Source organism: Nocardioides sp. (assembly GCF_035481145.1).
In the GTDB taxonomy this organism is placed as follows: domain Bacteria; phylum Actinomycetota; class Actinomycetes; order Propionibacteriales; family Nocardioidaceae; genus Nocardioides.
Map to the genome: position 1 here is coordinate 1 of NZ_DATIHB010000003.1, position 23178 is coordinate 23178.

General features: G+C 66.6%; 17 protein-coding genes. 14 read left to right on the forward strand and 3 right to left on the reverse strand.

Annotated features, from left to right (window positions below):
- On the forward strand, positions 1 to 1277 hold a 1277-nt coding region (locus VLF38_RS00085; protein ID WP_325269256.1), incomplete at its 5' end, for a hypothetical protein.
- 217 nt (positions 1278 to 1494) lie between these two features.
- Here the strand turns inward: VLF38_RS00085 and VLF38_RS00090 are convergent.
- Positions 1495 to 2196, reverse strand: a complete 702-nt coding sequence (locus VLF38_RS00090) for a TetR/AcrR family transcriptional regulator (protein WP_325269257.1) — start codon at positions 2194 to 2196, stop codon at positions 1495 to 1497.
- 91 nt (positions 2197 to 2287) lie between these two features.
- Here VLF38_RS00090 and VLF38_RS00095 point away from each other — a divergent pair, with 91 nt between their 5' ends.
- The 9 genes from VLF38_RS00095 (at position 2288) to VLF38_RS00135 (ending at position 15142) form a co-directional block, all read left to right on the forward strand.
- Complete coding sequence (locus tag VLF38_RS00095) at positions 2288 to 3499, forward strand: DUF2306 domain-containing protein (protein WP_325269258.1); 1212 nt, start codon at positions 2288 to 2290, stop codon at positions 3497 to 3499.
- On the forward strand, positions 3496 to 5295 hold the full coding sequence (locus VLF38_RS00100) for an NAD(P)/FAD-dependent oxidoreductase (RefSeq protein WP_325269259.1): 1800 nt from the start codon (positions 3496 to 3498) through the stop codon (positions 5293 to 5295). The genes VLF38_RS00095 and VLF38_RS00100 overlap by 4 nt, the downstream gene beginning before the upstream one ends.
- Complete coding sequence (locus VLF38_RS00105) at positions 5292 to 7067, forward strand: NAD(P)/FAD-dependent oxidoreductase (RefSeq protein ID WP_325269260.1); 1776 nt, start codon at positions 5292 to 5294, stop codon at positions 7065 to 7067. Before VLF38_RS00100 ends, VLF38_RS00105 begins: the two co-directional genes overlap by 4 nt.
- A 43-nt stretch (positions 7068 to 7110) precedes the next feature.
- Complete coding sequence (locus VLF38_RS00110) at positions 7111 to 8349, forward strand: oxygenase MpaB family protein (RefSeq protein ID WP_325269261.1); 1239 nt, start codon at positions 7111 to 7113, stop codon at positions 8347 to 8349.
- Between the two features lie 62 nt (positions 8350 to 8411).
- Complete coding sequence (locus VLF38_RS00115) at positions 8412 to 10190, forward strand: NAD(P)/FAD-dependent oxidoreductase (RefSeq protein ID WP_325269262.1); 1779 nt, start codon at positions 8412 to 8414, stop codon at positions 10188 to 10190.
- 10 nt (positions 10191 to 10200) lie between these two features.
- On the forward strand, positions 10201 to 11931 hold the full coding sequence (locus VLF38_RS00120) for an aldehyde dehydrogenase family protein (protein ID WP_325269263.1): 1731 nt from the start codon (positions 10201 to 10203) through the stop codon (positions 11929 to 11931).
- A gap of 92 nt (positions 11932 to 12023) precedes the next feature.
- On the forward strand, positions 12024 to 12377 hold the full coding sequence (locus VLF38_RS00125; RefSeq protein WP_325269264.1) for a Rieske (2Fe-2S) protein: 354 nt from the start codon (positions 12024 to 12026) through the stop codon (positions 12375 to 12377).
- 92 nt (positions 12378 to 12469) lie between these two features.
- Complete coding sequence (locus VLF38_RS00130) at positions 12470 to 14203, forward strand: lipase family protein (RefSeq protein ID WP_325269265.1); 1734 nt, start codon at positions 12470 to 12472, stop codon at positions 14201 to 14203.
- A gap of 60 nt (positions 14204 to 14263) precedes the next feature.
- Positions 14264 to 15142 (forward strand): MaoC/PaaZ C-terminal domain-containing protein, encoded by an 879-nt coding sequence (locus tag VLF38_RS00135; RefSeq protein ID WP_325269266.1) that lies wholly within the window; start codon positions 14264 to 14266, stop codon positions 15140 to 15142.
- 410 nt (positions 15143 to 15552) lie between these two features.
- On the opposite strand, the gene VLF38_RS00140 is transcribed toward VLF38_RS00135, so the two are convergent.
- Complete coding sequence (locus tag VLF38_RS00140; protein WP_325269267.1) at positions 15553 to 16980, reverse strand: TIR domain-containing protein; 1428 nt, start codon at positions 16978 to 16980, stop codon at positions 15553 to 15555.
- 215 nt (positions 16981 to 17195) lie between these two features.
- Here VLF38_RS00140 and VLF38_RS00145 point away from each other — a divergent pair, with 215 nt between their 5' ends.
- Positions 17196 to 17768 carry an NYN domain-containing protein gene (locus VLF38_RS00145; RefSeq protein ID WP_325269268.1) on the forward strand — a complete coding sequence of 191 codons (573 nt, stop codon included), beginning with the start codon at positions 17196 to 17198 and terminating at the stop codon, positions 17766 to 17768.
- A 4-nt stretch (positions 17769 to 17772) separates the two neighbouring features.
- Positions 17773 to 18729 (forward strand): DUF4365 domain-containing protein, encoded by a 957-nt coding sequence (locus VLF38_RS00150; RefSeq protein WP_325269269.1) that lies wholly within the window; start codon positions 17773 to 17775, stop codon positions 18727 to 18729.
- 45 nt (positions 18730 to 18774) lie between these two features.
- Here the strand turns inward: VLF38_RS00150 and VLF38_RS00155 are convergent, their stop codons facing one another.
- Positions 18775 to 20088, reverse strand: a complete 1314-nt coding sequence (locus VLF38_RS00155; protein WP_325269270.1) for a site-specific DNA-methyltransferase — start codon at positions 20086 to 20088, stop codon at positions 18775 to 18777.
- Positions 20089 to 20250: 162 nt separating this feature from the next.
- Here VLF38_RS00155 and VLF38_RS00160 point away from each other — a divergent pair, with 162 nt between their 5' ends.
- Positions 20251 to 21954, forward strand: coding sequence for an AAA family ATPase (locus VLF38_RS00160; RefSeq protein WP_325269271.1), 1704 nt, complete (start codon positions 20251 to 20253; stop codon positions 21952 to 21954).
- On the forward strand, positions 21921 to 23171 hold the full coding sequence (locus tag VLF38_RS00165; protein WP_325269272.1) for a hypothetical protein: 1251 nt from the start codon (positions 21921 to 21923) through the stop codon (positions 23169 to 23171). The genes VLF38_RS00160 and VLF38_RS00165 overlap by 34 nt, the downstream gene beginning before the upstream one ends.
- Positions 23172 to 23178: the final 7 nt, after the last annotated feature.

The following is a 23178-nucleotide window of genomic DNA, read 5'->3' on the forward strand; positions in this document are numbered from 1 at the left end:
TCTCTATTGAGCTCGAGCCACGCCCCAGCCTGGTTGCCCAGGGCGTTCGGGAGATGGACTTCGCAACAGACATCGGCGGCTTTATCGGCAAGCGCGAACCTGCACGATGGGTTGACTTCGAGCAAGTCACCATCCCAACCAAGGTCGTCCCGCAGGCGGCCAAGACCGCGCGGCCACCCCAGATGCCCAAGGCCGCTGGGGCCAGTATGGCGACGGCCGATCACCTCGCAGGGATCGATGTCGGCGACCCGTCCGACCTCGATTATCTGACGTTCTTTGTCGTCAACGGCTGGTACAGCCTCGACGGTCTCAACACCTGCTACGACGGCCAGGAGCGAGCCGGCCGTATCGACATGACACTCGATGCCTGGCAACTACGCATCGAGCCTCGAGGCGACATCTCGCCGGACAAGCTGCGCAAGCACCTGCGCAGCACCGGAAAGTCGACCGTCACCCACGTAGGACGTCTCCGGCGCGATGACGGCAGCCGCTTCAACGCGAATGATGCGCTTGCCCTGCTCGGCATCATCGAGTCGCTCAGCGGGTTCGCGCTCGGCAGGGTCGTTGCGGTGATCCTGCCGGTTGGATACCGCGATGGAAAGTCGGCCTGGGCCCGCTGGCAGTGCAACCGGGCCGTCGACCGTCCGATCGGTACGACTCCCTTCCTCGACCATGCGTACACGGCGGCACAGGTAGCCGAGATCTTTCGCGCAGGGGTCGCGACGAGCAAGAACCCTCTGCGTTGGGAGGTTTTCGAGAACGCGCTTGGATACCACTACGCCGCCGAGCACGACGCCACTGTCAACATGAAAGTACTTCTCCCGGTCTCCGCGCTCCAATTGATCTCCTTCGCCCACCTCGTGGAAGAGCTCCCTGTAGGCGATCCGAACCACAAGACCGCCAGTCAATGGGGCGACAAGAAGTTCGGCACGATCGGGCAGCTCCGAACCCTGCTCAGTGTTGCTGGAATCGACACGTCCGTACCGAAGCACCTCGTGCATCTGGCGAAAGTGCAGGCCGACATCACCGACACGACGCTGCCAGCCCCCGATGCGCTCGATTGTGTCGTGCGGCTGCGGAACAAGGTTGCCCACCCCAAGCAGAAGACGGCCAACAAGTGGACCATTGAGGAGTGGGCCGAGACCGGGTTCGCGGCCACGACCATGTTCAACCTGGCAATGCTCTGGTGGCTCAACTACGACGAGCGGTATCTCGGCAAGACCTCCGAGTACCGTGGCGCTGGAGACGGAGCCTACGTGCCGTGGCATAAGCCGTAGATGCCTCGCCAGCCGGTTCAGGCTATGCAGGACCCGCGCGGAGGAGCCGTGGCGCCCGAGCGCGCTGCGGCTATGCGGATCGCCAACTGATTCCCGGCCCTTTCCTCGACATGAATCCATTCGGCGTCAGCTACGAGGGCGAGGCCAAGGCTGAAGGCCCGCCACTAGGGTCCGTTCTGGCTCCGTACCTTGTTGGTTCCCGACGGCCTGATGCCCGTCATTCGATCGGATCTGCGGCGTCCTCTGTCTTGCTCGGGCGCGGCACAGGCAGTAGGCGCCAGTCGCTGGCGGCTTCGGTGGCAATCCCTGTGAGAAGTACTCGTCGCGCCTGATCGAGGCAGTCGCGGACGTCTTCGGGTCTGGTGCCGGCTAGGCCTAGGCGGGCGCTGAGCGCGTGGACGCCGTTCCAGGCTCCGAGGAGAAACGTGGCCATCTGCTGGCTGTCGATCGGGGTGATCTGGCCAGCGGCGATTGCTGCGTCGATGGTCGCCGCCAGTTGTTCGTGCAGGGCCGTGATGCGGGCGTGGATCGACTCCAGGGCGGGATCGTCGGGCAGTGTCGTGATCTCGGCGACGAGGAAGCGCACGAGGAACGGGTGGTCTTCCAGAAGGTTGTGGTAGGCGGCGCCGGTCGCGGCGACCTGCTCGATGGGCGAGTCGCTGACCACGTATGCCATCGCCATGTAGTGCTCAGCCCGATCGAGGATGCGGCCGGCCGCAGCCGCGATGACGCCTTCCTTGTTCCCGAAGTGGACGTAGACCGTGCCGGTCGACACATCGGCGGTCTCGGCGATGTCGTCGACGCGGAGCCCGTCGTAGCCGTGGTCGGCGAAGAGTTGCTCGGCGGCGTCGAGCATTGCGTCGCGGTTGCGCTGCTGGCGTCGCTGGATCCGCGGGCTGGGAGACACCTCACTCTTCACAACGATGATCCTACTGTGGTTTCATTCTTGAACCTACTTCTAATTTTGAACACGTATCCAACGCTGCGTGGTGTCAGAGAGGCGGCCGGCCATGGCAGTTGACTCACCGCGACGAGGCGCTCCCCGGCAGCACCGGGCAGTTGGCCTGGTCGCCTATGGGCTGATCGGCCTGATCGTGGTCCTCTACGCGCCCATGGCGATCGAGTACATGTGGCGCTTCTTCGACGCTGACGCACCCGAGTTGTGGAACCACGCCTACGCAGGGGTCGTGGGTGATGCTCAGGCGTACGGAGACGGCTCGGTCTATGTGACCCGTCATGCCGAGTACGCCGAGCACCGGGGCGTGCTGCTGCTTCACACCACCACCGGCGGCCTGGCGATCATCGGGTTCCTCGCCCAGTTCTCGGCGCGGTTGCGACGCAACCGTCAACTGCACCGGATCGTGGGCCGGATCACCGCGGCCCTGGTGGTCGTCAGCATGAGCGGTTCGTATGCGTACCTGCTGCTGGTCGGCCCGGACGGCATCTTCGACGGGCCCGGGTTCTACCTGCAGCTGTGGGGCCTGGCCACCGGTTCGCTGGTGGGCACGCTGTTGGCGGTGTGGGCGATCCGGGCGCGGGAGGTGCTGGTGCACCAAACCCTGATGGCCTACGCGTTCGCGTTGCTGCTGACCGCGCCCCTGCTGCGCGGGCTGTACGTCGTCTTCGGGCTGGCCTGGGCGGACGCGACCCAGGAGCTCACCCACCTGGCCGGCTCCGCGCTGCTCGCGACCGCGGCTCCATTCGGCGCCGTTCTCGCTTCCCGATCCTTCGACCACCGCGACCGCACGGGCAAGAGTGCGTCGAAGACCTCCGCGTCGGCAGGCTGGCGCATCGACGCCTGGTTCGCGGCGGCCGCGATTAGTGCCTTGGTCCTGCTGGCTGCGCGCTACCGAGCGACCTTCGACGGGCTGGACCGGGTCACGACGGTGTCGGTGACCGCGATCGCGATCGGCCTCGCGCTGGCCCTCGGGTCCCGCTTCTCCGCGGTCCGTCAGGCTCGTTCGTACGCGGCGGCAGAGTGGCGGATCCATGTCCGAGCGATGCTCGCGGCGATCCCGGCGTACCTGGTGCTGTGGATGCTCTATGACGTACCGTTTGCGGCCGCCGATGCCTTCAACGGCGCTGCCCTGACTGCTCCGGGCATGACCTTGAGCCTGGGACTCTTCCTGGTCGCATGGCGCCGGCGGCGTCGAGCCGGTCGATCCCCGTCCAGAAGTGTCGATGCCGATCAGACCGGTGCGCTGGTCGGGGGTGGGCGATGAGCAGCCAGGCAAGCACCGCGTCGCGGTGGGACGCGATCATCATCGGCGCGGGGCTGGGTGGCCTGACGACCGCCGCCTACCTGGCAGCGCAGGGGCGCAGGGTCTTGGTGCTGGAGCGCTATTCGGTTCTGGGGGGATCGACGCACGTGTTCCGGCGCCGGGGACGGTGGGAGTTCGAGGTCGGAGTCCACTACATGGAGGACTGCGGACCGGGCGGGATGGTGCCGACCGTGCTCGCCGGGCTCGGCCTGCGCGACCGGGTCGAGTTCAACCAACTCGACCCGGACGGGTTCGACACCATCGTGGGCCCCGACCTCGAACTGCGCACCCCCGTGGGCTGGGACGCCTACCGCGACAACCTGCACGCAGCGTTCCCGACCGAGGGCCGCGCCATCGGGCGCTATCTGCGGCTGGCCATGGCCTCTGGACCAGCAGCCGACCGCATGCATCCCGACTTCGGATCCGCACGACGGATCGCTGCTGCCGGGGTCGCGGCGCCGGCGTTCCTGATGCCGTACGCCGCCGTGCTGATGGCCTGTGGGTTCAGCCCCCGCGCCATCATGACGCTGTGCTCCCAGGCTGGCGCCTACGCGTCGACCCCGGATCTCGCGCCGTTCGGTATGCACACCGGCTACATCGGCAGCGGCATCGAAGGGGGCGCTTGGTTCCCCCGCGGTGGAGGGCAGGTGCTCTCGGCCAACCTGTTCGAGTTCGCCCAAGCCCACGGCGCCGAAGTCCGCACCTCGACCACGGTCGACCAGATCCTGCTCGAGAACGGCCGCGCCCAGGGCGTCATCCTGGACGACGGGCAGGTGCTGCGTGCCGACATCGTGGTCTCTGATGCTGACATCCTGCACACCTTCCGCGACCTGATCGGCACGGACCGGCTCCCCAAGGCACTCGCACTGCGGACACGGACCTGGAAGATGGGCTACCCGTTCATCAACACGTACTTCGGGATCGAGCAGGACCTACGCGGCGCGCGCAACACCAACCACTACGTCATCCCGACCTGGGACCGCGCCACCACCCGACGCGACCTGCTGCGGTTCAGCCCCGACCTACTGCACCGGGCACACAAGCGCCCCCGCGGGGAGTGGCTTGACGACTTCACCACCAACATCCCGGCGTTCATCCACTCCGGCACGATCCGCGACCCCGACAACCCCAGGACCGCACCCCAGGGCTGTGCCTCGTTGGAGGTCATGACGCTCATCCCGTCCAACCCGCGGTTGTGGGGCATCGAAGGCCACGATCCCGAGCGACGCGACTACCGCCACGAACCGGTCTACCGCGACCTCAAGGAGCGCCTCACCGAGGCGATGCTCGCACGCATCGAACGCGTCTACCCCGGCGCGAGCACCCAGGTCGCCTGGAGCGAAGCCGCCACCCCGGCCACCCAGCAACGCTACGTCCGCAACACCAACGGAGCCGCATTCGGACTTGCCGTCACCCCCACCCAGTACGGACCCACCCGACCCGGGGTGACCACCTCCATCCCCGGCCTGCTGATCACCGGAACCAGCACCCGATGGGGGCCCGGCACCACCGGGGCGATGCTCTCGGGCGTCCACGCTGCAGGTGCCATCGTGGGCCGGGACCTTCTCGAAGAGGTCAAGGGCGGCGCGGTGTTCGGCGAAGTCGCACGCATCCCTGCCCACGGCCAGGACTGGGACCCGCTCGCTGTGGCCCGCCCCCGCACCATGCTCGACACTGCCGTCGGGTCTGACGATGAGGACGCCGACCCCGTCGACCTGCACCGCGACTCATCTCGTGGATCTGAGGAGACGCCGTGACTGCGACCGGGGCGGCTGCGTCGAAGTTCGACGCGGTCGTCATCGGCTCGGGCCTCGGCGGCAGCACCGCCGCCGCCTACCTGGCTGCGGCGGGGCAGCGGGTCCTGCTGCTGGAGCGGTACTCGGTTCTGGGCGGCAGCTCGCACGTGTTCCGTCGCCAGGGCAAGTGGGAGTTCGACTGCGGGGTCCACTTCGTAGGCGACTGTGGCCCGGATGGCCACGTTCCCGCGCTGCTGCGCGGTTTGGGGCTGGACGACCGCATCACCTGGCTGCCCATGGACGCCGACGGATTCGACACGATCATCGGGCCCGACCTTGAGCTGAAGACACCCTTCGGCTGGGACCAGTACCAAAGCAACCTGATCGATGCCTTTCCGGGCGAGGCGCGCGGGCTGCGACGGTACGTATCGGTGATGCGCAAGCTGGGCGAATCCTTCGACCGAGCCGTGTCGCCGAGCTCGAAGACGGAGTTCGCCAAGGCCCTGGCGAGAGCTGGCACGGCAGCACCATTCGCGATGGCCCCCTACGTCTCGCTGCTGGTTGCCTGCGGCCTCGATCCGCGCACGATCCTGGCCCTGTCAGTGCAGTGCGGGGCGCTGACAACCACGCCGATTCGGATCGCGGCGATCGCCCAGGCCATGTATCTGCAGTCCTACGCGGGGCGTGGTTCGTACTACCCCAAGGGCGGCGGGCAGGTCCTCGCCGCGGGGTTCGCGGAGGTCATCCGCAGCCACGGGGGACAGATCCGCACCAACGCCGGGGTCGACAAGGTCCTCGTCGAGGGTGGTCGGGTCACCGGGGTCCGGCTGGAGGACGGCGAGCAGATCGCAGCTTCCGTCGTCGTGTCCGGTGCGGACACGATCCGGACCTTCACCGATCTGGTCGGACTTGAACACCTGCCGCTGACCTATCGGCAGCGTGTCAAGAGCTGGAAGATGGCCCGTCCGCTGATCAACGGCTACTTCGGGGTCAAACTCGACGTCAGCGCCACACCGAACAGCAACTACTTCGCAATCCCCACCTGGGACGACGCCACCTCACTGCTGTCTCTCGAACGGATGGCGCGCCAGGTCGTGGGCGCGCGCGGCCAGTCCGACGGGGTGTCCTGGGCGCGGGAGTTCGCCCGTCGACAACCCATGTTCGTGCAGTCCTCCACACGCCGCGACCCGTCCAACCACCGATCCGCCCCTGCCGGGCACGCCGCCATCGAGGTACAGACCATCACCCCCTACAACCCCGCCCTGTGGGGGTTCGAGGGCTACGACGTGCGAACCGGGGAGTACCGCAACAACCCCCAGTACCGCGAGATCAAGAAGATCGTCATCGACGGCATGCTCCAGCGGATGGAGCAGGCCTATCCCGGCTCCTCCTCGAATGTCCGGTGGTGTGAGCTCGCCACCCCCGCCACCCAGGAACGGTTCGTCGGCAACAGCGGCGGCGCCCCGTTCGGACTGGAACTGCTACCGAGCCAGGTCGGGCCACTACGACCCGGAGTGCGCACCCCGATCCGCGGCCTATTCCTCGCCGGCACCAACACCGCATACGGCCCAGGAACCGAAGGCGCCATGATCAGCGGCCAGGTCGCCGCCGGCGCCGTCGTCGGCCGTGACCTCGTCGCTGCGGTCCGCGGAGGCGCCGTCATCGCCGACCCCGCCCGCCTCGCGGCCTGGGCCCCTGATTTCGACCCTCTCGACGCCTGCCGTGGTCTCACCAGGTCCGGCCGAGAGCCCGCAGAGACGGACTCCCAGGCCGCCCCGATCCACATCTCCTGAGCCCCACAAACGCACTGCTTCCGACCCGCAAGGACTGATCTCGATGACCAACCAGATGCACGCCACCGACGCGCCGCAGCACCAGACCGCGCGAGGGACCGACGCAGACTTGCGCGAGCGGATCGCGATCGCCACAGCAAAGGCGGCGACTCCGGGCTACGACGTCTGGATCGATCCGGCAGAGGTCGATGTGGAGGCCTGGAACCACGTCGGCGACCCGCTGTGCGAGGCGCTGATCGCCGAGATGCGCGAGCGCAAGAAGATGAGCGGCAACCTCTATGAGCGTGCCCGCGAGCTGCAGGCCGAGGGAAGCAAGGCGGCAGAGGCGTTCTTCGCGGACATGGAGTACGTGCCGGCCTGGGCAGATTTCGAGCAGATGCGACTCGGGGCAGCGATGGCCGCACGCAACCCGATCGGCATGGTCATGGGCCTGCATGGGGGATTGCCCTTCACCTACGTCGACCCGGCTACGGCACGCGTGATGTCGTCCACCGCACGGCTGGCCCGCGAAGGTGCCGACTTCCGCCGCAGGTTCTGGGAAACCGCCACCGGCTTCGTCGGGGCCCTCGACGTCGACGGCATGAAGCCCGGGGGTGAACGCTGGCAGCAGTGGGTCCGGATCCGGATGCTGCACACCATGATCCGGATGGGGATCCTGCGCAGTGGACGGTGGGACCTGGACGGCATGCCGATCAGCCAGGACGCCACCGCTGCATTCACCCACATCTCCGGGCCGTACCGGGTCGCGATCATCCGCTACTTCGGCGGTCACGTCACCCAGGAGGAAGAAGACAGCTTCGCGTTGATGTGGCGCTGGATCAGCCGCCTCGAAGGCGCCAACACCGAGCTCCTAGGAACCACCCATGCCGAGCAGCTCCACATCTCCGAGCGCATCCACCAGTATCTCTACGCCCCGGATGAGCACAGCCGAGCCGTCACCGCCACCATGATCGATGGCCTGGCCGGGATGAAGGCCTTCCGACTTCCGCGCCGCGTGCACGCCGCGATCGTCCGGCAGGTCATGAGCGAACAGATGCTCCAAACGCTGCCCGGCCGCGACGTCCAGAAAGACCTCGGGCTGACGCCCGATCGTCCCGCCGAACTCGCTCTCGCTGCCGCCACGCTGGGCCTCAAGGGCGCCAACCAGGTCCTGCGCATCCCGCCGGTACGCCGCCTTGCGGAACGACGCGGCCAGCAACTGGTCAACCACGCCGTGGAGCGCGGCCTCGACGGCATCAGCGCCGACTACCACGCCACGCCCGTCGCAGGTGACCGCGGCTAACCCTCCCGCGCCGCGGCACCCGCCCGTCCTCGCCCCGCCCACCTTCGACCCTGGAGCTTCCCGTGAACGACTCGCCCTCCCTGCCATCCGCCGCGTTGCCTCACTCACCTGGGCGCCAGCGCTTCGACGCGGTCATCATCGGCTCGGGCCTCGGCGGCAGCACCGCAGCCGCCTACCTGGCTGCGGCGGGACAGCGGGTCCTGCTGCTTGAGCGGTACTCGGTCCTGGGCGGCAGTTCGCATGTGTTCCGTCGACAGGGCAAGTGGGAGTTCGACTGCGGGGTCCACTACATCGGCGACTGCGGCCCGAGCGGTCCTGTCCCGACGCTACTGCGAGGGCTCGCCCTCGACGATCGGATCAACTGGCTCCCACTCGATCCAGCCGGTCATGACACCACACTCGCGCCTGGCCTCGAGCTGCGGACCCCGCACGGGTGGGACGCTTACCTCGCCAACCTGGTCGAAGCCTTCCCCGAAGACGCCCGGGGCCTGCGGCGGTTCGTCTCGGTCGTCCGGAGCCTCGGCGAATCCTGCGACCGCAGCCTCACGCCCACGTCCAGCGCAGAGTTCGCCAAGGCCATGAAACGCGCCGGGGCGGCGGCCACCTTCGCGATGGCCCCGTACATCTCCCTGCTCATCGCCTGCGGACTCAAGCCCCGCACCATCCTGGCGCTCTCGGTGCAGTGCGGCGCAATGGCCAGCACACCGCTGACGATCCCCACGATCGTGATGGCCAACTACTTCGCCGACTTCGTCGGCGGCGGCGCCTGGTTCCCCCAGGGCGGCGGCCAGATGCTCTCGGCCGGCTTTGCCGAGGTCATCACCAGCCACGGCGGCCAGATCCGAACCAACACCGGTGTCGAGAAGATCCTCATCGAGGGCGGAAAGGTCACTGGCGTCCGCCTCGACGGTGGCGAACGTATCGACGCCGCAGCGGTGGTTTCCGGCGCCGACATCATGCGTACCTACACCGACCTGGTCGGTCTTGAGCACCTCCCGGCGACCTACCGGCAACGCGTCAAGCACTGGCGGATGGCCCGACCGCTGATCAACGGCTTCTTCGGCGTGGAGCTCGACCTGTCCACCACCCCGAACACCAACTACTTCGCCATCCCCAGCTGGGATGACGCCACCTCACTCCTGGCGCTGCGACGCATGGTCGGCGAAGTCACCTCAGGCAAGGGCCACACCGACGGCATCGCGTGGGCCCGCGAGTTCGCCGCCCGGCAGCCGATGTTCCTGCAGTCCTCCTCCCAGCGTGACCCCGCCAACCGGCAAGCGGCACCTGTCGGGCACTCGGTCATCGAGGCGCAGACCCTGGCGCCCTACAACCCCAGACTGTGGGGCTTCGACGACCACGACATCGCCAGCGGCGGCTACCGCCGCGACAAGACCTACCTCGAGGTCAAGAAGATCATCACCGACGGCATGTTCCAGCGGATGGAACAGGCCTACCCTGGCTCCACCTCCCGCATCCGGCTGGCCGAACTGGGCAGCCCGGCCAGCCAGGAGCGCTTCGTCGGCAACACCGGCGGCTCGGCCTACGGCCTCGAATGCCGTCCCAGTCAGTCCGGCCCCTTCCGCCCCGGCGTACGCACGCCCATCCCGGGCCTGTTCCTGGCCGGCACCAGCACCGCCTGGGGCCCCGGCACCGAAGGTTCGATGCTGAGCGGCCAGCACGCCGCCGGAGCGGTCCTTGGCCGCGACCTCGCCACCGAAGTCCGCGAGGGCGCCGTCATAGCCGACCCCACCCGACTCCGCGCGTGGGGAGCCGACTTCGATCCCCTCAACGCGTCCCGAGGCCTCGGGCCGACCAGCACGCCGCTCACCGATCCTTCATGAACGGAGTCCCATGACCACCGCTGCCCCCCAACCCAAGGCACCCGCCGACGTCCTGACCGGCGCCGACCGGGCGATGCTCGACCAGGCCCTCGAAGAACTCGGCCATGGGGCCGCCGCTTGGGCGCGGATGGGCGCGGATGAGCGATCCCAGGTCCTTCGCCAGACCCACGCGACGATCCGTGACAGCGCCGAGCAGTGGGCAGAGGCTGCCTCCGCAGCCAAGGGAACCCCCGTCGCGCTGGCAGGTGAGGAGTGGATGTCGGGCCCCTACGTCGCGCTCACCACAGTCGCTGCGCTCGCTGACTCGCTCGACGCCATCGCTCAAGGACGCTCAACCGTCGACGGCCTCACGACCGGTACGGCACCCGGCGGCCGCACCACGATCAAGGTGCTTCCCACCGAGCTGAAGGAGACCGTGCTGCTGCACGGCTTCAGCGCCGAGATCTGGACGGCCCCCGGTGTCACCGCAGAGCAGGTGCGGCAGCGCGCTGGCCTCGGTGCGGCGCGCACGGGGGAGAACGGCGGAGTGGGCCTGGTGCTCGGGGCCGGCAACATCACCGCCATCGGCCCCGCCGACGTCCTCTACGAACTCGTCGCGCACAACCGGGCAAGCATCCTCAAACTCAACCCCACGTTCGCGACACTGCTACCGGTGCTGCTCCAAGCGTTCGCGCCGCTCGTAGAGGCTGGCGTACTCCGGATCGTCAACGGCGCCGCGGCCGTCGGCGGCTACCTTGCCCGACACCCATCGGTGAGCCACGTGCACATCACCGGCAGCGGCCTGACCCACGACGCGATCGTCTGGGGCACCGGGTCGGCATCGACGAAGCGACGCGCGACGGGCACCCCGCTGCTGGGCAAGCCGATCAGCAGCGAACTCGGGGGAGTGTCCCCGATCATCGTCGTCCCCGGAAAGTGGTCACAGGCCGACCTGCGCTACCAGGCAGAACACGTCGCGACACAACGGCTGCACAACGCTGGCCACAACTGCATCGCCGGCCAGGCGCTGATCCTGTCGGCCGACTGGGACCAGCGCGACGAGTTCCTCGACCAGCTGCGCCGCGTCCTCGACGAGATCCCTCCCCGGCCGCCGTGGTACCCGGGCAGCGACCGCAAGACCGCGGCTGCCGAAGCCAGCTATCCGTCCGCCGAACAACGCACCGGTCGACTGCTGATCGAGGTCACCGACTCGACCTCGCAGGACCTCCTGACCACCGAGTACTTCGCGCCCGTCCTTGGCCACACGTCGTTGCCCGGGCTGGATGGGGACTTCCTGACCAATGCGGTGGCGTTCGCCAACGACCGACTCGAAGGGTCCCTCGGCGCCAGCATCATCATCGACCCTCGCGACCGCAAGGAACTGGGCGCGAAGTTCGACGAGGCAATCGCCGACCTGCGCTACGGCGCCATCGGCATCAACGTCTGGAGTGCGATCGCGTTCCTGATCCCCGGACTGCCCTGGGGTGCCTACCCCGGCAACACCCTCGAGCAGGTCGGCAGCGGTATCGGCATCGTCCACAACGCCCACCTCATCGACGCACCCGAACGAGCGGTCGTGGCCGGCCCCTTCCGGCCCAGCCCCCGCTCCCTCCTCCACGGCGAACTGGCCCTCTCGCCCAAGCCGGCCTGGTTCGTCACGGCGAGGGCATCCACGGCCACGTCCAAGAAGCTCACCAGCTTCGCCGCAGACCCTGCCTGGCGCCGCCTTCCCGGCATCATCGCCAGCGCCAGCCGCGGTTGAACAAACGCACGTTGCCGATCGGGGACCTGCCGCAGGTTCCTCGACACCGAACGCCCGCCGCACACCCACGCCCCACCGAAAGAGGCCGACACATGACCGACATTGGACCCGCCAGCGACCTACCCCGAGGAAGTGTCACCGGCGTCGAGAAGTACGCCGTCGGGAACAACGGTGACTACTTCGCAGTCACCCGCAAGTGCCGGCACCTGGGCGCGGACCTCGCCGAGGGCACCATCTCTGCCGATGGCTGCCTCGTGTGTCCGTGGCACAAGGCCGAGTACGACGTCACCACCGGTCAGATGGTGAAGGGCCCCGGCGGCGTCTTCGCACGGATTCCTGGTCTCGGCGCGGTCTTCAAGCAGCTCACTCGGATCGCTCCGCTCGGAATCAGGCCCGTTGTCGTGCGCAACGGTCGACTGCACCTAGATGACACCGAAGCGTCGTGACTTCACCTGTCGACCGACACCCTGACCGTCCTGCAAGACTGCGATAGGCCCACCCGTTGAGAGGCAAACCCATGGCGCACCTACCTCCCCAAATGCCGCGCTGGACCGCCGGAGTCCTCGGCGTGCTGATGATCGCGCTCGGTGCGACGCTGACCCTGCGCCCCTTCTCGTCGCTGGCCACGCTGCTGCTCTACGTCGCGGCCGTCATGGTTGCGACTGGAGTGGGCGACCTTGTCCAGTCAAGGAATACGCACGACCGCACGGAGCGCATCACCGGAGTCGCCTGGGTCCTCGCAGGAGCGGCTGTGCTCGTGCGGCCGGACCTGTCCCTTGCCGCCCTCACCATGTTGGTTGGAATCGCGATGATCGTGGCGGGCGGCCTGCGCGTGTGGGCGGCCACCCGGGGTCGCCGCACTGACACGGTGACGGCGGTCCTTGGTGGGGCCGCCAGCGCTGTCTTCGGCGTCCTGGCGCTCAGCTGGCCCGACATCTCCATCCTGGTGATCGCGGTCGTCTTCGGCGCTCGAACGGTGATGCACGGCTTCACTCTCCTCGCGAACGCACTTCGAGGCGCCGAGCAGAGCCGCGACGAGAAGCGTCCGGATGGTCGCCTGGTGCGCATCCGCCGTGCCTCAGGTGCAGCTCTGGGACTCCTCGTTGCGCTGTCGCTGACGGCGGTGAGCGTGGTGCTCAACCAGGGCAGCTCGGGCGAGGTTGACGACTTCTATACCGCGCCGGCCGATGTTCCGAGCGAGCCGGGACGGCTGCTGCGCAGCGAGGCCTTCACCCGCGGCATCCCCTCGGGTGCGCGCGCATGGCGGATCCTCTATACGACTACCCGCGACGAGGGTGTTCCCGCGGTGGCCAGCGGCCTGGTCGTCGTCAGCGCCACGGCCCCGACTGGGCCGCGTCCTGTGATCGCTTGGGCCCACGGCACAACCGGGTTCGCTCGGCCATGCGCACCCTCGCTGATGAAGGATCCGTTCGTCGCGGGCGCAATGCCGGCCGTCGACCAGGTCCTCGAGCGCGGTTGGGCCATCGTGGCAACCGACTACATCGGCCTGGGCACAGAAGGCCCCCACACCTACCTTGTGGGTCAAGGAGAAGGCCGTGCTGTTCTCGACGCGGTGAAGGCCGCGCGCCAGCTCACGGACGTGTCCCTCTCAGACCAGACAGCGGTGTGGGGCCACTCCCAAGGGGGTGGCTCTGCGCTCTGGGCGGGACAGCTTGCTGAGACCTACGCGCCCGACGTGCCGCTCGCAGGGGTGGTTGCGATGGCCCCCGCAAGCGACCTGACCCAGTTCGTCGGCACGCTGGAGCACATGCCCGGCGGAAGCGTCTTCGAAGCCTTCGTCATCTCCGCCTACAGCGCCATCTACCCCGACGTTAAGTTCGATGACTACGTGCGCCCCGGGGCCATCACCATCGAACGCCGTGCCGCCGAGCGCTGCCTGTCCGACCCCGGCACCCTCGTCTCGATCGCCACTTCACTCGGCCTGGGCAACACCGTGTTCTCCCAGCCCGCGACCGAGGGGCCCCTCGGCGCTCGGTTGGAAGAGAACACGCCGACCGGGCCGATCGCCGCGCCGCTGCTGATTGCCCAAGGCACCACCGACACGATCATCGAGCCCTCCATGCAGACGGCCTACGTCGATCGGCGATGCAAAGCGGGACAGCAGGTGGACTACCGCACGTACGCCGGTCGCGACCATCTCGGACTCGTCGCACAAGACTCGCCGCTGATCGGTGAGCTCATGGCCTGGACCACCGAGCGATTCATGGGCAAGGCCTGGCGGACGCCCAGCTGCGCCGACGGGGACCGCTGACCGCGTTCACCCTCCCGCGCCGCCTCGGCCCGGCAGGCATTGCCACGACAGGAGATCGACATGACACACGTATCCCCCAGCCTGGTGCGGTTCCAGGTCCCGGCGCTCAAGGGCCTCGGCCGAGTGGCGCTACAGACCGTGCTGCCCATCGGTCGCATGCGCTCGGGCGGCTCAGCCATGGACCTGCCGGCGATCGACCGCGTCGTTTCCGCGCCGGCCCCTTCGCTGGTTGACTCCTACGTCGCCTGGTGCGGTGCCACGGGACGTTACGATAAGACCTTGCCGCCGCACATGATGTCGCAGTGGGGTATCCCGCTCGTGACCGAGTTGCTGCTGCAGACGGCGTACCCCTTGGCGACGGTGATCAACCAAGGCGTCACCATGAGCGTGCACGGCGACCTGCCCCGGGGCGAGCAGCTTCACCTGCGTGCGGCCATGCACTCGGTGGACGAAGACCAGGGACGTACGCGCGTCTCGGTGTCCCTCACGACCGGCACAGCACAGGCACCTGACCTGGTCGAGGTCATCCTGCACATGGTCTTCATCAAGTCTGGCTCCCCGAAGCGAAAGGGCGGCCAGGAGAGCCGCGAGGAGCCGATCTGGCACACCGCCGGACAGTGGCAGGCGGGCTCTCGCGATGGCCTCGAGTTCGCCATCCTGACCGGTGACTTCAACCCGATTCATTGGATCGGGCTTGCCGGCAAGTTCTCGGCCTTCAAGCAGAAGGTCCTGCACGGCTTCGGCATGTTCGTGCGCAGTTACGAGCAACTCGATGCACCCAACCTGCGTGTCATCGACGTGCGGTTCCTGCGGCCCGTGCCGCTCCCGTCGCGACGCCTGACGGTGCAGGTTGCTGCTCCCGACAGTGATGGTTGGCGGGCGTTGCAACTCGCGGGCGAGGCCGGGACCGTGCATCTGGCAGGTCGCTGGCGCGACTAGGTGTACTCGGAGCCGGGCATGTAGACAGCCTGTTCGGGTGTTCTCATCGCCCCGCGGCGCGTCCGTGCGAGCTGAGTCCGGCTGTTGCTGGGGGCGGTGCCCTGGCTGGAGTGCCTCAACCGTGGGGGCCAGGGTCGGCCCCCCACGGTTGGAGTAAGCACCTCAAGGAGTGGCCCGACTCAAGGAGGCGGGCGTGGTCGAACGGCCGCAGGGATTCTCCGACCCAAGGGAGGCTGAGGAAACGAACGCCCTCCGCGCCGAAGGCTGGACGCTAAAAGCGCTAGGGGACAGATATGGCCTAACTCGGCAGACCGTGGCGGTCCGTCTTCGGAGAACCTGATTGTTGCGACGACTCAACACGGCGCGTTCGATCAAGCCCGGATCTAGGAGGCGCAGCGCCTATCGCAAGACTAGGAGTCGCTTGTCTGTCCAGCCCGGCGAATGCCGTCGAGAATCGACTCGATCTCGGGGCTCGTCAGGTAGGGAGAGTCAATGCTTCCCCGAATCCATTCCACGTGCGGCGCTTGAAATACCTCGAGATGTGCGGCAGACCGGATGAGAGCGCCTCGTCCCGGCGCCCAGCGCAGCGCGGATGACGCGGCAGCCAGCTCGCGAAGCGTGCCGCCGGCGTCGTTGAGCATTGGCACGTCGCTTGCATGGATGTGTCCCTGTACGACCGCGAAGCGTGCAAGTGCCACGAACGAGGCCGTAAGGCGCGACGCAGATTGGACGGCGACGATGAGGCCCATTCCAAGCGCTCTGCCGCGGCTTTGGTAAGACGCAAGAAGCTCCAGAAGTTCGCGATCCCAGCACTCGTCAACGAGGGTCATGAGAAACGGCAATGGTTGCTGTTGCGCTGATCGCTTCTGCTCGTTGTACTGTCCGAAGTCGGTAACGTTGGCTTCGCGGAAAGTCTGCATCCGTCGAGAGCTCTCCCCGGCTAGCGCCTCCGCCAAAGACTCAATGCTCCAGTTCTCGTGGTCGAAGTGGAAGCGCTCGTGGGGAAGACCGGCGTAGTCACGGAAGACCGATCCGTCCTTGCGTCCGACGAGGCAGAACTGAACTCTCGCCGGCGAGTAGGTGGCTGCCAATCCGAGCGCGATGCTCTTGAGTAGGGTGCTTGTGCCTGTTCCGGAGGATCCGAGGACGTATCCGCAAGGGCCGTCCCACTGGAGATCGAGGACAACGCGTTCTCCTAAGCGACCGCGTCCGAGCAGTACCTGCAGAGGAAGTCCGTCGCTAGAGGTCCACCGGGCGCAGATCTGCTCCTTCGTCATCGGCGCCGTGAGGCCGAGTAGTTCAGCAAGTTCAAAGTGGCGGATCGACGAACGGTCCGCGTACCACTCAAGGTCTAGCTTCAACTCTGAACGATCAGAACTGGCCGCAGTGTTCGATGAATGCGACGGCGGAAACGGTGGCTGCGAGATCGGTTTGGCTCTGCCGATTGTCAGAGTCTCGATCCAGGCTTCGACTCGCCGCCGTGCCTCTGACTCGTCTAGATCGACCAGATCCAGGTATACGAGCTGCCCGAGCAGTCCAGGTGGATCGCATTCACCGACCCTCACTGGGACTAGGTTCCGCTTTATTGCAGTGGGGTCGGTAGCAAAGGCGGCGGCCCATTCAGCGGCTGCGAATGCGCTGCTCAGGAATGCCGGGGACAGGACGGCCAGCGTCACGTCTGCGCCGCCTAAGGCGCGGTCCATTTCAAGTACGAAGTTGCTTCCGGGGGCGAAATCCCAGGCCTGGACGATTGCGGTGTGGCCTAGGTCCTCCAGTTGCCAAGCAAGCCACTCTGCCCAACGTGAATCTTGAGTGTTGTAGCTGATGAAGAATCGCATGGGCGGTCTTGTCTGTGAGGTCGGCAGCGGCGATCAGAGCGTGTGCGCTTGAGTGTAGGACGTGGGGCACCAATGATCCGGTCTCGATTAGGGCGGTCAAGTCCCGGGGTTGTGGTGGCAGAGTTTGGCTTTCGCGTCACATGAGTGCCCCGCCCGCTGGGAGAATGTAGGAACTGTGCCGGGGCGCCCTGCCGAGAGCACGCCAAGGAGGTCATATGGCACTGTTCGTATACGTCGACTACTCCAACGTATGGATCGAAGGCATGCGCGTGAGTGCGGTGCGCAAGGGCCTTGCAGCCGACATCCATGGGGCGATGAACGACCACGTCACCGATCAGTCCTGGCGACTCGACTTCGGGCGGCTGTACCAGGCCATCTGTCCCGAGGACGCCCAGATTGGCCGGTCAAGCCTGTTCGGGTCGCGCCCGCCGGACAACGACTCGCTCTGGGAGATGGCGCGCCGACAGGGCTTCGAGGTCGAAGTCTTCGATCGAAACTTCCGCAACAAGGAGAAGGAAGTCGACGTCGCCATCGCGACCCAGATGATGGCCGACTCTTACGAGTACATGAGCGCAGACCGCAACGACCGCGTGGTGCTGCTGAGTGGCGACCGGGACTACCTGCCGACGTTGCGATCACTCGTGAGCCGTGGCTTCCCGACGACCGTCGTCTTCTGGTCGCACGGCCTTTCGCACGACCTGCGCGAGTTTGCGGATGACTTCTTCGAGCTCGATGGGATCTTCGACGCGATCAGCCACGCCGGTTCGATGCGGGAATCGACGGCCTAGGAAGATGGAGCACACGCCGGCCGCCAAGGCGGGGAGCATCGGCGTCAGTCGAACTGCCTTGGCGGTCCAGGACGATCTCGGCTGGCTCTTCCGGGAACAGCCGACCGAGGACTACGGGATCGACGCACACGCCGAGGTGGTGGAGGCGGGGAAGGTCACCGGCCGCCTACTGGCGATGCAGATCAAGGGTGGGAGTAGCTGGTTCAAGGAACCAACGGCTGGCGGCTGGTGGTTCCGCCCGGAGCCCAAGCACGTGCGGTACTGGACGAGTCATTCGCTTCCCGTCGTCGTTGTGCTCGTCCATCCCAAGACCAAGCTGTGCCACTGGCAGATCGTCGCCAACGGCACGCTCCAGACCTCAAAGGGCGGCACTCCGAAACTACTGATTCCCAGGGCCAACGTCCTCGACAAATCGGCGATCACTGAGCTTGCTCGGGCGTCCGAGGGCGATGCGTACGAGTTGCGGCTCCGTGAGCTGAGGCTCGCGCTGCCATGGATGCGGCGGCTGGCCGATGGCCAGCGGCTTGTGATCGACGTGGAGGAGTGGATCAACAAGACGTCTGGTCGTGGTGCGATCACGCTCGGTATCGATCACGAAGACGGCAACGACCCGGAGCCGATCGCGACCTGGGGTGTGATGTTCGGCTTGAGCGACTACGGCGAAGTGATCCAGAAGCTCCTGGCGTGGGCCGACATCGATGTCCACGCCGAGACCTACGAAGAGGCCGAGTACGAGCGGTGGGAGGGCGAGTGTGTGTTCTACGACGAAGGCGACCGCTTCGCCCGAGAAACATTCGAGGATTGGCGAGCGCCGCTCATCTCCCAGGGGCTACGGCCGTACGCGAATGGCGCTGGCGAGGTCGACTTCTGGCGCCTGGAGCTCACCCTGAGCGCACTCGGAAAGGCGTTCCTTGAAGTCGACACCTTCGCGACGTCGGGACACGCTCAGCTCACTGAATGAGTCATCCAAGACCCTGCTGCGTGCTGAGTGCTGAGGCCCGGGGGCCTACCCAGACTTCCGTTCGCGCCCTGAATCGCCGCTCTTCGTGGACGCCGTGATGTCGATTGGCAGTCGCTTCTCCAGCTCGCGGATCTTGCCCTCGGCCACGTCAAGGTACTGCTGTGACACGTCGACGCCGACTACGCGACGACCGAGCGAGAGCGCCGCGACTGCCGTGTTTCCTGATCCCATGAACGGGTCGAGAACCACATCATTGGCTTCGGTTGAGATGGCGATGCAGCGGCCCGGCAACGCCAGGGGAAACTGCGCGCCATGCCCGTCGCCGCCGGAGGACACCGGGATCACCCAGACGTCCGAGAGCTTGTCGCTTTCGTACAGCGTGTTCCGCCCACCGAGGCTGGCCGCGAGGCGCCGATAGGCTGCCTTGTCGAACTTGGGGGCGCGCTGCGTTGACAGGTGAAGCACGTACTCGAGGTTCCGGCTGACGCGAGAGTTCTGCGGCTCCGGCAGGCTGTTGATCTTCGCCCAGGTGATGATGCTCTTTGTGTAGTAGCCGATGCGGCTCGCCCGCTCTGCGACGAGAGCCGGGATGCCGCACTGCTCGCCATCCTTGATGTACGAGTGGCCAGCGCTATAGCGGTGGTGCTCGTGGTCGCCCCACTTCTTGCGGTTGCGACCGTCCATGGCCTGGAGCGCCTCATAGGCATTGCCTCGGATCTGGGTCCGGGTCATATAGGTGTCCATAAGGTTCCACCAGACCGAGGCCGACTCCGTGAGCACCGGGCGAAGCCGGTGGAGGATCTCGATGGTGTGGCGGATGAAGCCCTCGGGAGTCTGTTCGTGGCCGAACGCGCACTCCTCGCCGTCGGCCCACCGGACCAACCGCGCGTCCTTGTAGACCCGCATGCCCCAGTACGGCGTCGAGGTCACAACGCACTGGACGCTGGCTTCGGGCAGAGTGCCAACGATCTGCAGGAAGTCGCCGTGGATAAGGCTCCAGTTCTCCTCGTCTGAGAGCTCCTCATCACGCTCGGTCGCGTCGAGCTCGGAGAACAGGTACTCCAGGACGCGGCTGCGTGGCACGAAGGTTTCCGCGAAGGCATCCTGGTCGAGGAGCTCAAGGACGTCGGCCACGGTGAGCTGCTTCTTGTTGCCGAGCACTCGTCGGATGAAAGACTCAGCCATGCCGACAACCGGTGCCACGTCCTCGATCGGGAAGGTCTCAGACCGGTCCTTGAACGTGTCGCGATCGAGCCTCGCGATGGTCGTGCGCGGGTAGATGTTGGGGAGTTCGGGGGTGCTCGGGGGACGCACCGCACGCCGTCGGGGCGAGCTGGCGGGCGCGGTCGAGTTGGTCATGGTCGGACTCTAAAGGCCTCCGCCGACGAAGGGCGTACGCCTCGCCGATGCGGACCGTTCGGCCTCAGGTTGTCGGGGCTGAACGGTAGTGTGCGGCATCAGACATATGGCATCGGATGCACGGCATCTGATGCCAGACACGAGCCCAAGGAGAGCGGGCACATGCGACTCAGTGCCGAAGCGATGAACGCCGCCCTGGCGGACTTGCAGGCGCTGCAGTATCAGACGCAGGTCGCCTCCGCGTACGAGGCATTTCTGGCGAGCAAGTGGGTGCAGGTCAACGAGGGCGGCGCGTTGCCGTCGTTCAGCAACATCAAGCGTGCGGTGCCGGCTGTCTTCGGCGTGCTTCCTGGCAACGAGCTCGGACGCCTCGCGCCCTTCCGCTATGACTGGTTGACGCTCCAAGACACTGGGCGCAAGACCGTTTGGAACAACAACTCGCGCGGCGGGACCAAGGTCTCCCTGACCTTGTTCGTCAACAACGACATCCGCGGTGGGTTGCAGGCCAACGCAGCCGCGACGCTTGGCGCGCTGCTCCCGGCCGATCGCCCGTCTTGGCAGTCGCTGGCGGTTCTGGTGCTGCGGGAGCACGACTTCGCCGCGAGTGACGACTGGCCGGTCGCGCAGACTGAGCTGCTCAGCGCTCTCGGACTGACGGCGACCGAGTTGGGAGCCATTACGACGAACACTCCGCTGGGCGTTCCGCTTCTCTCTGCGACCGAGTGGTCTTTCGACACCATTGACGAAGCGCTGCGCCCGTCAGAGGCCGTGGTGGTGCAGACTCCCGCTGCCGCCGCCCCGGCGGGTGGTCCCACGGCGCCGGAGGAAGGCACGCTGTCCGTGATCGTGGACAGCCGTGTCGAGCGCATGCTGCGACTCGCGATCACGGCGTACTCGTCCGTGCTGCTGGTCGGCCCTCCCGGTACTGGCAAGGGGACGTTGCTCCGATGGATGCTGGCTGACATGGCTGCGAAGCCCGAGAAGTACGGCTTCGAGGCGGGTTACACCCCGGATCCGCTCTGGCGCACTCCAGACGAGAGCTGGACGTCGTTTGAGCTGATCGGCGGGTTGGCCCCCAACGAGAACGGCGTGCTCACATGGTCGCCGGGCGCGCTGCTCAATGCCATCGACGAAGACCGCTGGCTCATCCTTGATGAGACCAACCGTGGCGACATGGACAAGATCATGGGCCCACTCCTGACGTGGTTGTCCAAGCAGGACGTTGAGATCGGCCGATCGGCTGCCCACGACGGCAAGCCGATCAAGATCGGATGGGCATCGGATCGGCCGTCCACGGTCGAGGACGATGCTGACGGCACGGACTACAAGGCTGGCCGAGACTGGCGTCTGCTCGGGACCTACAACCCGCAGGATGCCCAGCGGGTGTTCCGATTCGGCCAGGCGCTGTCGCGACGTTTCGTGATCGTCCCGATCCCTGCCGTCAGGCCGGGCCAGTTCTCTCAGCTTCTTGAGGATGCTTACCCGAACCTGAGCGCTGACGCGATGGCGGCCATCGGCGGCCTGTACTCGGCCCACCTCGCCGATGAAGTCACTGCGCTTGGCCCGGCGCTGTTCTTGGGGATGGCGCGCTACGTGCTCACCGAGCTTGGCCCAGCTGCTGGCGCAGACGATCAGGCTCAGGCGGAATCGAACGGCGACGACGAGCAGGAGGCTCCTGCTGAGGAGGGGTCCATCCTTCTGGGCGAGCTCCTTGCCGAGGCCTATGTCATGGGCGCGGGTCGGTACCTGGCCGGGTTCGATGATCGGGTGTTCGAAGCACTCGGGGAGCGGATCGTCAACGATGAGACTGCGCTGACGACGGGACAGTGGTCATGGGTGAAGACGCAGCGGGACGTCCTGAGCTAGTCGCGCCGGTCCTGCCGCGCCGAGGCCTCGAGGAGCTGCTGCGCGGCTGGTCCAGCGACGGCCAGCTATTCGACGCTTTGAGTGCCGTTGGCAGCATCGACGTCGATGTCGAGTGGTCCTCGCGCGATGTCGAGCGCCGTGCCTCGCGAGTACTTCTGGAGCGCCTTGAACCGGAGCTCGCACAGCTTCCGCAGGACGCGGCGACTTGGCGCGAGCACCTGCCTGTCACGACGGTCTCAAACCGTGAAGTCTCTGGGCGCCCGCTGCACCCCACGAACTGGGCAATGACTGCTCGGCGCTATGGATGGCCACCCCAGGCGTTCGTATCGCACCCACGCTCCCGTGTGCAGGATGAGTCAGCCCTGAGGGCATTGGCTTGGACGGCGCGCTCACTTGAACGGATTGTGCGGGATGTACGCCCGGTCGCCCCGCTTCTCGTTGGTCGCGTAGATGCGCCCGTGGTGGCGATGCTCGACGTCACTGAACAGGACCTCGGGGGCGTCGAAGTCATGCGGCCCGATCGGCTCGACTTGCGATCGCTGGCCGGTTCGGGTCGACCGTGGTCGGGGTTGGCCCCCGTGGCCGATGCCGTTGTTCGAGCCGAGACGGACTTGGAGTTCCTTGCGTTCGAGCTGATTGAGCCCGACCCTGAACTTGAGTGGCGCTTGTTCCATCTGTCCGTCATGGGCGAGGTTCTGACCAGCCTGCGGACGCTGGGTGGACGGGTCCGTTGGCGAGCTCCGCTGAGCGCGTCTGGCAGCTCGGGTCCACAGTTCCAGATCACGGTCGGGCAAGAACACTGGGATCTATGGTTTGAAGCGGCGGGCGCCGCGCGTTACTACGGCGGGGTGTCGCCCTACCGCGAAGCAACCTCGGGTGTCGCGCGAAACCAGCGGAGCATCGGTGCCGACATCATGTTGAGCCTGCCAGGTAAGCGACTCCTGATGTTCGAATGCAAGTGGAGCCCGCTCGCGACGTACGTGGGTCGAGATGGCTACCACCAGGCGGTGTCCTATGCCGTCGAAGCTCGCTCAGGACTGGCGCAGGACGCGTGGTCTTTTGTGATTGGCCCCGAGGAAGTTGTCACGCAGCGCAGCGAGTTCGACCTGGGCTGGCCAGACGCAACGGCCGTGGTCGGGGCGTGCAGCATCAATGACGTCTCGGATCTCGTCCGAGGTGTGGTCCAAGCTCCGGACGCCGATTCCGGGGCAATGTAGTCCTGCT